Source organism: Leptolyngbya sp. 7M (assembly GCF_018128485.1).
This window is the reverse complement of record NZ_CP070897.1, coordinates 5,531,796-5,543,861: the sequence shown is the minus strand read 5'-3', so window position 1 is coordinate 5,543,861 and position 12,066 is coordinate 5,531,796. Positions and strand designations below refer to the sequence as shown.

Annotated in this window: 9 protein-coding genes, 2 pseudogenes and 1 CRISPR repeat array (1 of these 12 cut by a window edge); of the genes and pseudogenes, 6 read left to right on the top strand and 5 right to left on the bottom strand. The window is 52.3% G+C overall.

What is annotated here, in order from left to right; translation table 11 throughout:
• Positions 1 to 1,207: direct repeats of the CRISPR family, unit length 37 nt; unit sequence CTTGCAGTCTCTTACTTCCCCGAAAGGGGACGGAAAC; it reaches 151 nt to the left of the window's first position.
• A 769-nt stretch (positions 1,208 to 1,976) separates the two neighbouring features.
• Positions 1,977 to 2,837, top strand: coding sequence for a PPC domain-containing protein (locus tag JVX88_RS29105; RefSeq protein ID WP_211621992.1), 861 nt, complete (start codon positions 1,977 to 1,979; stop codon positions 2,835 to 2,837).
• 85 nt (positions 2,838 to 2,922) lie between these two features.
• On the opposite strand, the gene JVX88_RS29100 is transcribed toward JVX88_RS29105, so the two are convergent.
• The 5 genes from JVX88_RS29100 to JVX88_RS29080 all read right to left on the bottom strand — a co-directional run bounded on the left by JVX88_RS29100 (position 2,923) and on the right by JVX88_RS29080 (position 7,309).
• Positions 2,923 to 3,897 (bottom strand): chlorophyll a/b binding light-harvesting protein, encoded by a 975-nt coding sequence (locus JVX88_RS29100; RefSeq protein ID WP_211621991.1) that lies wholly within the window; start codon positions 3,895 to 3,897, stop codon positions 2,923 to 2,925.
• 21 nt (positions 3,898 to 3,918) lie between these two features.
• Complete coding sequence (locus tag JVX88_RS29095) at positions 3,919 to 4,788, bottom strand: phycobilisome rod-core linker polypeptide (RefSeq protein WP_211621990.1); 870 nt, start codon at positions 4,786 to 4,788, stop codon at positions 3,919 to 3,921.
• A gap of 49 nt (positions 4,789 to 4,837) precedes the next feature.
• On the bottom strand, positions 4,838 to 5,944 hold the full coding sequence (locus JVX88_RS29090; protein WP_211621989.1) for a hypothetical protein: 1,107 nt from the start codon (positions 5,942 to 5,944) through the stop codon (positions 4,838 to 4,840).
• On the bottom strand, positions 5,847 to 6,875 hold the full coding sequence (locus JVX88_RS29085) for a homogentisate 1,2-dioxygenase (protein ID WP_211621988.1): 1,029 nt from the start codon (positions 6,873 to 6,875) through the stop codon (positions 5,847 to 5,849). Before JVX88_RS29085 ends, JVX88_RS29090 begins: the two co-directional genes overlap by 98 nt.
• A gap of 89 nt (positions 6,876 to 6,964) precedes the next feature.
• Positions 6,965 to 7,309 (bottom strand): VOC family protein, encoded by a 345-nt coding sequence (locus tag JVX88_RS29080; protein ID WP_410503806.1) that lies wholly within the window; start codon positions 7,307 to 7,309, stop codon positions 6,965 to 6,967.
• 47 nt (positions 7,310 to 7,356) lie between these two features.
• On the opposite strand from JVX88_RS29080, the pseudogene JVX88_RS29075 reads away from it, so the two are divergent.
• The 5 genes and pseudogenes from JVX88_RS29075 to JVX88_RS29055 all read left to right on the top strand — a co-directional run.
• Positions 7,357 to 7,716, top strand: a pseudogene (locus tag JVX88_RS29075) (hypothetical protein); the annotation flags it as partial.
• A gap of 148 nt (positions 7,717 to 7,864) precedes the next feature.
• Positions 7,865 to 8,875, top strand: a pseudogene (locus tag JVX88_RS29070) (DNA-directed RNA polymerase subunit beta'); the annotation flags it as partial.
• A gap of 38 nt (positions 8,876 to 8,913) precedes the next feature.
• The gene (locus tag JVX88_RS29065; protein ID WP_317134479.1) at positions 8,914 to 9,189 is read left to right on the top strand and encodes an aldehyde dehydrogenase family protein; all 276 of its coding nucleotides are present in this window, start codon (positions 8,914 to 8,916) and stop codon (positions 9,187 to 9,189) included.
• A 191-nt stretch (positions 9,190 to 9,380) separates the two neighbouring features.
• A complete protein-coding gene (locus JVX88_RS29060; protein ID WP_225931211.1) occupies positions 9,381 to 10,790 on the top strand; it encodes an acetolactate synthase large subunit in 1,410 nt (469 codons plus the stop codon).
• 56 nt (positions 10,791 to 10,846) lie between these two features.
• A complete protein-coding gene (locus JVX88_RS29055) occupies positions 10,847 to 12,064 on the top strand; it encodes a GAF domain-containing sensor histidine kinase (protein WP_211621987.1) in 1,218 nt (405 codons plus the stop codon).
• Positions 12,065 to 12,066: the final 2 nt, after the last annotated feature.

Sequence of the window (12,066 nt, the reverse complement as noted above, 5' to 3'; positions counted from 1 at the left end):
CAGTCTCTTACTTCCCCGAAAGGGGACGGAAACATTTCTAGCTGCTGACTGGAGTTTCGGGCATTCCCGCCTTGCAGTCTCTTACTTCCCCGAAAGGGGACGGAAACTGCATTGCGCTGGGCGATTGGGACGCAGCAGAGGACTTGCAGTCTCTTACTTCCCCGAAAGGGGACGGAAACTAGATCAGCAGATTCAAGCATTGCTTACTTTGATTCTTGCAGTCTCTTACTTCCCCGAAAGGGGACGGAAACGATCGATAGTCAATTTTGGTTTTGATTCTCTTGGTTCTTGCAGTCTCTTACTTCCCCGAAAGGGGACGGAAACATGTCCCTAGAAAATCTTTAATAATGGGCATGATTCTTGCAGTCTCTTACTTCCCCGAAAGGGGACGGAAACACCGAAGCCTGCCAGTGCTTCGCAAGAGATTCAGAACTTGCAGTCTCTTACTTCCCCGAAAGGGGACGGAAACTTTTGATGCGTTGTCTGCCCGGTTGCGGCGCGTTCGTGCTTGCAGTCTCTTACTTCCCCGAAAGGGGACGGAAACATTTCTACATTAATGCATTTGCTGATGGTGGATCTTACTTGCAGTCTCTTACTTCCCCGAAAGGGGACGGAAACCTACCGCTCCCCACAAAGGACCCTATGATTTGAGAGCTTGCAGTCTCTTACTTCCCCGAAAGGGGACGGAAACTTGCAGGGACCAATATTGGTACCACGTTGCCGACTCCCTTGCAGTCTCTTACTTCCCCGAAAGGGGACGGAAACAAATTGATAGATCGACTTCTGACACGTCCGCCGGAATCTTGCAGTCTCTTACTTCCCCGAAAGGGGACGGAAACAACTGTGCAATTCGTTTCCAGTTCACATCACTCACCCTTGCAGTCTCTTACTTCCCCGAAAGGGGACGGAAACCTTGTCAAATCGCGTTTCACCAGATGCGCCTGCTGGCCTTGCAGTCTCTTACTTCCCCGAAAGGGGACGGAAACGTTGCGCCCAGCAGTCGAATTCGAGATTGCATGGGCACTTGCAGTCTCTTACTTCCCCGAAAGGGGACGGAAACGAGTGCGGGCTTCCCGCCTAGTTGCTAATCTTCGAACTTGCAGTCTCTTACTTCCCCGAAAGGGGACGGAAACGGTTGCGATCCAATTCGTAATTATGCTTTTTCAAGGTCTTGCAGTCTCTTACTTCCCCGAAAGGGGACGGAAACAATTTCTCTGCCGGGCGCATTTCATATCCGTTCATGCTTGCAGTCCTGCTTGACTGACAAAACTAAGAAGCTGGAAAGCGGCTGAGAACGATGAATTCACGCTCGATTCACAGCGTTAAATTTGAATCGGCTCTACGCTTATCATATGGTCAGGAATCCCGCTTCGGGTAGGGTATTACAGAAAAATGGGTTTATCCAGGAAGGGTTACTGCGCCAACGAGTTCGAAAATGGGGAGTCCTTGAAGATGCAAAATTATGGGCAATGCTGCGACAGGACTGGTGCGATCAAATAGGGTTTGTAAATTGCTATTGTCATGTTGCTACTGAACCCGCCTGCGCGTGAACGATGGGCTAGTGAATCGAGTAGACTAAAGCACATTGAAGCGATTGTCTAGTCTGGTTTGGCAGACTTTTCGCTGACCTATGATTGCTCTGCCAACCAGAGAAAGACGAGGTAAAAAGCTGAATCATCAAACAACATCAGATAGATTCTCTAAATAGCATCTGCAACTTGCCTTTAAGGATTTATCCACCAATAATTTGTGTGATATCAGAAAACTCGTTCTACTCTAATTTTACTTGAATCTATACATACACATTACAGGATTAAAATTCAGGAGATGTTATGTCAAGCTACGCCCTACCACTAGCAAGCTTTGACGAAAACAGTTTCAATTCTGTCAGTAGTAATCTGTCAGGTTTGAGTTCGTCTACTGATGCTGTGCAGACTAAAAATCAGAGTGCAGGTCTCTCTTCAACTGAAATCTCATTGCTGAATAGAGATTTAGACGATTCCCACAATCGTCTTTCAGGTGCTGAATTAGTATCTGCACCTTTGAATCTCAATCAGTCAGTTGTTCAATCAACGGACTTCACATCTGGTTCTGGCGTTTTAGCCCCCGATGCTGAGACAGATGCAGACCACCTGATTAACCATGACCATGACCAATCTCGCACACAGACGCTGCCCTTCAAGCAGCAACGAAGTAAAGCGAAGCGGATTCAGTTGACGAACCATGCCAAAGTGTGGCAGGGAGCAGTCGGCGAAGGCAATGCGGCTGATCTGTATCGGTTTGATTTGACTGCGGGTCGCAGTTTCAACCTAAAGCTAAAAAGCTTCAAAAACAATACAGATGTAGTTTTGCTCGACAGCTCTGGTCAGGTTGCTGATGAATCCTCTTGCGACTGTCGGGGCAAACCGAAAGTGATCAAGACTATCCTGGATGCAGGCACTTACTACGTGCAGGTAACAGGTCAGCGCATGGATGCTAGCTATCAACTCAGCCTGTCTAAAGATCCGGGTAGTCATCCTAGAACAGCTCAACCGATTGGTTTAGCTGCTAATCCTCAAACCATTAAAAACGATTTGAGTGCTACAGATCGAGCAGATTGGTATCGCTTTGATCTGACAGCTAACGACAAAGTTGATCTGCGACTGCAAGGCTTGAAGGATAACGCCAATCTGGCGCTGCTGGATCAATCAGGCAAAACGCTTCAAACCTCGCGGCAATTGGGAAGAAAAAGCGAAGCAATCAACCATGCCCTGGAAGCGGGCACCTATTATGTCAAGGTGTTTGGGCAAAAGTGCGAAACGCCTTATCGATTGACTGTATCAGCAGCCCAGCGCTGAGTAGGGTGTTGCTTGTGCTAACAAAAAAGCTGCCCAACTTTTTACAGCAGAGCAGCCAAATGGGGAAAGCGCAAATGGCAAATCTTTAATTCAGCCTCGCTCGATAGGCATGCCAAAGATGACCGCCCAAGGCCAGAATTCCCAGCAAGATCTGAACATTAGCAGCTACTAGCCGATCGCTGCCATAGAACTCAACGGGAAATACGAGTGTATTATGAACGATGAATGGAACCGAGACAAATGCCATGAATGCTAAACCGCCCAAGCTGTAAGACAATAGCGCATCAGCATTGATTCTTAGCAACCGCTTTGCCCAAGGAAAGGGAGCTACTGTCATATGCCACAATCCGCCCAAAATCAGCACGGTGCCAATCCAAAGATGGCCTCCAATCACATCTTCTAGATTATTCACGGCGGCCATTCCCCAAGGCGTCCAGCTTCCGTTCGCATAGCCGACTAGATAACCCCAGATTGTAGCTGGATCAAGAGTCGGTGCCGTCACGAGGCGGACTTGTTGGATTGCAGCATCATAAATACCACCAAACCGCATTGCCTTCAGCACAAGCAGAAATGCGCCCAGCCCCAGCACGACCAGATGGCTGCCCAGAATAAACCCCAGTTTCTTGGCGTCATTCCAGTCGTAATGAAATTTGGCAGCTTGTTGCGGGCCATCCTTCAAAACGGCAGGTCCCTTGAATACATGAAACAGTCCGCCTGCACCCAGCACTGCCGAGGCGACTAGATGCAGCATCCCAATCGCAAAGTAGGGATAGACATCGACAATGGTTCCTCCTGCACCAACTCCCCAGCCTAGAGTTGCCAAATGGGGCAGAACGATAAAATTTTGTTCGCCCATTGACAGAGACGGATCAAACCGCAGGACCTCAGAGACAGCCGTAATCCCAGCCCAGAACATGATCAAGCCAGCATGGGCTACATGAGCACCCAAAAGCTGCCCGGATAAATAGGTGAGGCGAGCATTGCCAACCAGCCAAGTCGCATTTGTATTGGCTGCAAAGGATTTATCTAAACGCAGGGATGAATCTGTAGAAACCGTCATAGTGAAACAGAGTAGATTAAATTATTGAGGAGCAATTGTAGATACCAACGTGATCACGAGTAGCGCCACGGCCATTGTCGGAACAGCGACCAGAACGCGGCGATAAACAGGGGCACTCCGGTCCCGCATGCCATAGGCAGGCTGTCGCCAGCGCGTTAGTTGCTGGATCTGATTGAGATGATAACGGTCGTAGCGGGCCATGCGAGCAAAGGGCAGTTCGCCCTGGGTTTGGCTGGGTAAAATCCGCCGCCGCTGATAGGGCACGGTCGCATCGCCAAACTGAGTCAGATACTCTTCGCTGTTGAGTAAGGCATCAATAAATCCTCGTAGCCCTTGCGTAGCCAGCACAATCGACCAGCTCAAGGTTTCCCGATTGTTGTAAACCTGTCGCCCTAGCAGCCGCTGCACACACATTTCAACAAATCGGTAGTTGTTATTGGTTTTAGATTGGCCTGCCACTTGAAACTTGCGAATCCGCCAGACACCTGGAATATCACGAATACTGGCTTTGAGTGGCCGCTGGTCAATAATCGATTCCAGCGTAAAGGCATTGTAGGCATTGATCAGGAACGCAATCTGGTCGGCCTCGCCCCAGGCAGCAAAAGTATCTGGATCGACTTCACCAAGAGAGCGATTAAAGGCTTTCAGTGGTTCAGGATTAACCTGGAGGCCACGATAATCCACAAATCCCTGTTCATTCACATAGCGTTGCAGAATGGCGTCATAGGCGTCGTAATTTAAGGGTATAGCGGTGACAGAACGACTCGTTTGCCGATTAGCTGGCGCGGACTGCGGTTGGGATGCAGGCAACAAGGACGGTAAATTGGCAGAACACCCAACCAGAGCAGTAATGATGGGCAGAAAAATCAGCAGGGCTTTGGCTGAAGTCATGGCTAGTAGTTTGTTGGATAGGGTGAATTCTGCGTATCTCTGCATATCTCTATTGAGGTTCAACTTCCTGAATTGTGCCTGAGCTTGACCTGAGCATTGGCTGAATTACCATCCACAGCCAACCTAGAAGCAACGGTGCCCAAAGTATGCCGCGTTCTAGCGGCAGCAATAGCCAATCCCGATTTCCCAATCCCTGTCGATGCGGCAAGACAAAGTAAATAAATGCAGATAGGCTGACTAAACGAGTACCCCAGTTACGGCTAGCAACCCCAAACGGTATTAGCCAAGTGAAATACCAGACATGAACAATTGGAGATAGAATTAACAACGAAAAGAAATACCATTCTGCAAATACCAAAAAATACTTGGCCCGCAGCAGCAGCCAGCCAATCACCAAACCAAGGGGAATCGCATAAAGCCAATTTTCCCAGCGAGCCGGTTGCCAAATTAGACTAACCCAGTAGGGAATTAGCTCAGCACTGCGCCCATGCGACACAAACACAGAACCCGTTGGCACCAGCGTACAAGCTCCACCCTGACAGAATGGAACAGCTGCCAGCAGTAGGGGCAAACTGCCGCAGAGCAGCACCAATCCAACTGATTTTAGCTGTGCATATCCGAAGCGTGGATATTTCAGCATAGGTTGCCGCAGGATTTGCCAGATCACAAAGCCCAAAAGCGGTAGCGACATCCATTTAATCGCAATGCTGAGGCCAATCCAGCCAGCGCTCGTGAGTTTGCTGACCAGCGGAGCCATGCTCCAGTTGGGCCGACTAATTCGCGGCTGTATGGCAGAGTCGAACATAAGCCAAGCCACCACGATGGGCAGCAGAAACCAGCTATCGTAATGGGCCGCTCCGGCAAAGGAGTAGATCACCAGGGGGTTCCAGGCATAGAGCAGTGTAGCGGCATAGCCAAAACGACGACTGAGCAGCCAGCAAATCAGCAGATCCGCACCAACAAACGCCAGCTTGAAGAGCAGAACGCTAGGAGCAATTGCGACCAGCATCCAGAAACCGAGTTGGGCAACAGGTGGGTAAATGCTAGTAGCATCGGGGTTACATGCCCGGATGGGGACCGTGAGGAATGCCGTTGGGGTGAACCGTAATCGACGCTGGCTCAATGCCTTTGCGCGACATAAAATTTCCCTCGACATAGTAGAGCACCTCATCGGAATCGACGTTGGAGTGATTGTAGGGAGCCGGAATCGCTAAGGGGTGATAGTCAAATAGACGAGGCACAAACGAACAAATCACGAATCCAGGTGCTTCAAAGGTCTGATGTACTGGCGGCGGTTGGTGAATCCGTCCGGTGATTGGTTCAAAGTCAGCAATGTTAAAGGCATAGGGATACAGATAGCCATCCCAACCAACCACATCTAAGGGATGGTGCAGATAAATATAGGTGGTGATTCGGTTGCGAGCTTTGACCCGCACCTCAAACTCGCCGGATTCATCGTGGGTTAGGAGATGTTCGGGCGGGCGCAGGTCGCGTTCGCTGTAGGGTGCATGTTCCAGCAATTGCCCGTAACGGTTAAGATAGCGGGCAGGTGGTTCGACATGGCCTTGAGCTTCAATAATTAGCAAACGCTGAGCTACATTCATATCCGGCACCATACGCCACATCACTCCCGTCGGTATCACCAGATAGTCTCCGGCTCGATAGGGCAAGATGCCATACTGAGTCTCTAAAAAGCCGCTGCCCTGATGAACAAATATCACCTCATCCCCGTGGGCAAACCGATACCAATAGGACATCGGCTCCGTCGGATGGGCCACCGAAATGCAGACATCCGCATTCGCCATTAACGGAATCCGAGCGCCAATCGCATCTCCCTGACTCAAGGCTTTACCCGTGCGCAGATGCCAATGCCGTAACGGTCCCATCTCCTCAAACTCTAGCATCACCGTCTGCTCTAGCCGAATTTTCTCAACCTGAGTGGGCGGATGCAGATGATAGAGCAGCGACTGAATGCCCGTAAACCCACGTAACCCCATCAGCTCTTCATGGTACAGCGAACCATCCGGCTGACGAAATTGGGTATGTCGTTTAGGGGGGACCGTGCCCAGATGGTAGTAGTACGTCATCGCCTCAACTCAAAACTTAAAACTCAACTAATTACTCCCTAACTCAAAACTCAAAACACTGATGCGCAGAAGCAAGCTACAAAACTCAATCAAAGATTGCCTCTTAGCGCTTGTTCCCGTTCAATCGCCTCAAACAATGATTTGAAATTGCCTTCACCAAAGCTTTCAGCTCCGTGGCGTTGAATGATTTCAAAGAATAGGGTCGGACGATCTTCCAACGGCTGCGTAAAGATTTGCAGCAAATACCCCTCCTGATCGCGATCAACTAAAATTCCCAGGTCTGCTAGCCGTTCAATCGATTCGTCAATCTGGCCGACTCGCGCCGCCAGATCTTGATAGTAGGTAGACGGTACATGCAAAAATTCGACTCCGGCTTGCCGCAGATGGGTGACGGTTGCGATGATATTAGCGGTAGAGCAAGCGATATGTTGAATTCCCGGCCCCTGATGGTATTCCAGATATTCTTGAATTTGGGATTTCCCTTTGCAAGCTCGCCCACCTCGTCGACGACAAGATCCACGCCCGGTCCACCGGCCCGTACTCGATGATCACCCAGCAGCCGCTGGGCGGCAAGGCGCAGTTCGGCGGCCAGCGCTTCGGCGAGATGGAGGTGTGGGCGCTGGAGGCGTACGGGGCGGCGTACATCCTGCAGGAGCTGCTGACGGTGAAGTCCGACGACGTCGAGGGGCGGACGAAGATCTACGAGAGCATGGTCAAGGGCCAGAACAAGCTCGAGGCCGGGATGCCCGTGGCGTTCGACGTGCTGTGCAACGAGCTGAAGGGTCTGGGGATGAACGTGACGCTGGAGAAGAAGAAGCTGGAGGGCGGGAGTCTCTTGTAGCGGCAGTCGGGACTGGGCATCGGCCATTGGCGGCAGACGCGAGTGGCGGGCCCGGAGCATCGGGCGTTGATGCCCGCGACGAGCGACGGATCTCGAGTGTCGATGGCCTGTGAACTTGGTGTTTCGAACCGCAACAGGAGTTGCGTCCATGGCTGAGACCGTGTACGACCGGGTGAACGATTTCACGGCTGTGAAGGTGACGCTGGCGTCGCCCAACGACATCCGGGCGTGGTCCTACGGCGAGGTGAAGAAGCCCGAGACGATCAACTACCGGACGTACCGCCCCGAGAAGGACGGTCTGTTCTGCGAGCGGATCTTCGGGCCCGAGCGGGACTACGAGTGCGCGTGCGGAAAGTACCGCGGGACGAAGTACAAGGGGATCATCTGCGACCGCTGCGGGGTGAAGGTGACGCACTCCCGGGTGCGTCGCAAGCGGATGGGTCACATCAACCTGGCGTGCCCGATCGTGCACATCTGGTTCTTCAAGAGCATGCCCAGCCGGCTGGGCACGCTGCTGGCGATGAAGACGTCGGATCTCGAGAAGATCATCTACTACCAGGACTACGTGGTGACGGATCCGGGGGACACGGAGCTGAAGTTTAAGCAGGTGCTGACGGAGGACGAGCACCGCGAGGCGCAGGAGAAGTTCGGCAACGCGTTCCGGGCGTCGATGGGCGCCGACGCGGTGCGGGAGCTGATCGAGAAGCTGGACCTCAACGAGGAGTCCAAGCAGCTCAAGAACGAGCTGCGTGAGACGCGGAGCAAGCAGAAGATCAAGGATCTGGCCAAGCGTCTGAAGCTGATCGAGCAGGTGCGCAAGAGCGAGAACAAGCCGGCGTGGCTGGTGATGGACGTGATCCCGGTGATCCCGCCGGATCTTCGGCCGCTGGTGCTGCTGGAGAGCGGGAACTTCGCGACCAGCGACCTCAACGACCTGTACCGGCGGATCATCAACCGGAACAACCGTCTCAAGAAGCTGATGGACCTCAACGCGCCGGAGGTGATCATCCGCAACGAGAAGCGGATGCTGCAGCAGGCGGTGGACGCGCTGTTCGACAACAACCGCTGCCGGCGTCCGGTGCTCGGGTCGAGCAACCGGCCGCTCAAGAGCCTGACGGACATGATCAAGGGCAAGCAGGGTCGGTTCCGCGAGAACCTGTCGATAGTCCGGCTCGCCAAGAAGAATTCTTTGGTCCGGTGGCGTTGTTATTCCGTGTTCCCGACCTAGACAGCGCGATTCAGCTAGCCAACAGCACTCCCTTTGGTCTCGGTGCCAGCGCCTGGACGCAAATTGAAACTGAGCGCGAGCGCCTGATCAACGAGATCGAAGCAGGCTCCGTGTTCATCAACGGCATGGTCAAATCCGATCCACGGCTTCCCTTTGGCGGCATTAAACGGTCGGGCTATGGGCGCGAATTGGGAGTCGAAGGAATTCGCGAATTCGTCAACATCAAAACCGTGTGGATTAAATAAAAGTTTTGAGTTTTAAGCTCTGAGTTTTGAGTGATCTGGCTTTGAATCCTTCATCAACCAAACCTCTGTCTCGATCATTCAAAACTTCCCTCTTTGCTTCCCTAACTTAAAACTACGTGCTGTGCGCCACGCTACCAACCCTCAAAACTGAACACTTAACAAAGTCTGGATAGGAGCGTTACATGACTGAAATGAATACAGCCGAACTACTTGTGCGCTGTTTGGAAAACGAAGGCGTCGAGTATGTCTTTGGCTTGCCTGGAGAGGAAAATTTGCATGTGCTGCAAGCCTTAAAACACTCGTCAATCAAGTTCATTACGACTCGCCACGAGCAGGGCGCTGCTTTTATGGCCGATGTGTATGGACGGCTCACCGGAAAGGCAGGTGTTTGCTTATCGACCCTGGGACCGGGCGCTACAAACTTGATGACTGGCGTAGCCGATGCTAACCTCGACCGGGCACCCTTGGTGGCAATTACCGGACAAGTGGGGACCGACCGGATGCATATCGAATCGCACCAATACCTGGATCTGGTCGCAATGTTTGCGCCAGTCACCAAATGGAGTACTCAAATTGTGCGGCCGAGCAACACGCCAGAAATTGTGCGCCGAGCGTTTAAGCTGGCCCAGATTGAAAAGCCGGGAGCCGTGCATATTGATTTGCCAGAAAACATCGCCGCGATGTCGGTGGTGGGCAACCCACTGCGGATTGATCAACGCGAAAAGGTCTACGCTTCGTTTCAAAGCATTAGTCGGGCGGCTGAGGCGATTTCTCAAGCGGCCAATCCGATCATTTTGGTGGGCAATGGCGCCATTCGCGCCCAGGCGAGTGACGCATTAACAAAATTTGCTCGCACTTTGGATATTCCGGTGGCAAATACCTTCATGGGCAAGGGCGTGATTCCCTACACCGATCGATTAGCGCTGTGGTCGGTGGGACTGCAACAGCGGGATCACATTAGCTGTGGCTTTGACCATACCGATCTGGTGATTGCCGTTGGTTACGACCTGATCGAGTATTCGCCCAAGCGCTGGAACCCGGATGGGACAACGCCAATTATCCATATCGATCAAACTCCTGCCGAAGTAGACAGCAGCTATATTCCGCTAGCCGAAGTAGTAGGCGATATTGCTGATTCGCTAGAGGAAATCCTCAAACGAGCCGACCGGACTGGCAAATCCGATCCCTATGCAATTCACCATCTTTATTTCAATGTTCAAAAGCTGTTCATAACCCTGTTCAAAAGCTGTAGAAAACGGGGAAAAAGCTGTTCAAAAGCCTGTTCACAACCCTGTCGAAAACTTCGAACATGGCGATCTGTTCACGTCCTTGAACATCGTATATCCCAAAATGTCGAGCAGTTTGAACAGCCTGCTGTTGACAGATTTTCGGACTTCTGTTCTATATATCACAGACTCTTGGTATACATTTGTGGAAAAAGGGATTTGGCAGGGTTAAATCTGCGAAAAACGCCGTTACCCAAATCTTTTCGACACTATCGACAGCGCCTACGGTTACAACGACTAAAAAGATCATCAGAAAAACGTTCATACCCTTTTCAGACTTCTTCATTCAAGCCCGTGTGCAGAATCACCGGGTGAGTGCTACACTGTAACTGAGATTAACGTGGGATATTTGTGACGGGACTTCTGCCTGAATGCCGCCCCAGAATACTGCTGTAGAGCAGATCGAACAGCTTGAACGCCGCGTTAAGATCCTGACGCGGCTTTCCGAAACCAGCGCTGTACTCAATTCGACGCTCAAGCTCAAACCACTGCTCAGCACGATCATGGATACGGCTGCCGATATCGTCGATGCGGAAGGCGCATCAGTGCTGCTGTGGGATGCCAAGCAGCAGGAACTGCGCTTTGCCGCCACGACGACCGGCGAGGGCACGAGCCTGATCGGCAAACTCGTTCCACTGGAAGGCAGTATTGCCGGCACGGTCATGCGCGAGAACCGCATCATCGAGGTCTCGAACGTTGAGCAGGATCCGCGCCATTACAGCAAGATCGACAAAGCCACGCAGTTCGTCACGCGATCGATCCTGGCGATTCCGATGCGCTCCAAGAACCGCGTGATCGGTGTGCTGGAGGCGATCAACAAACGGCAGCTTCCCTGGACAGAGGAGGACAAAGCCTATCTCTCGACGCTGGCTTCACAGGCGGCGGTGGCGATCGAGGGGGCACAGTTGGTCGCTGCGCTTCAGAAAGCCAATGACGAGCTGAGCCATCTTGATAAGATGAAGAGCGACTTCATCGCCATCACCAGCCATGAACTGCGCACGCCGCTGGGGGTCATCCTCGGCTATGCGACCTTCCTCCAGGAAGCGCAGGATGAAGAAGTGCGCGGGCTGGCGCAGAAAGTTGTCAACAGCGCGCTTCAGCTCCGGCGCATCATCGAAGATCTGACCAATCTGCGCTACCTCGAACAGAAAACCGCCGAGCTGGTGCTGGAAGATGTGGATCTGCATGATTTCATCCAGCAGGCGCTGCGTGAGGTCCGGGAACTTGCCGAGGCGAAGAGCCATACCATCACCTACAATCCGGCGGCGCTGGGGACGCGGGTCAGGATCGATACCAGCCGAATGGGAATGGCGCTGGTCAACGTGCTGATCAATGCCGTGCGCTTCACTCCGGACAAGGGGCGGATCACCATCGATATCGAGGTCAAGCCGCGTGAAGCCTGGGTGCGGGTGACGGATAACGGGATTGGGGTAACAGTAACAACTCGGGCTCCAACGATAGCGAACGTACCAGTACGCCCAGTCTTGTTCTGCTGCGATGCATCGCTCTGCGCATTTACGGCAACGATGAGACCACCGAGAAACAAAAACACGGAGACCAAGCAGCAATTGATAAATTTTCCGAAATGAGT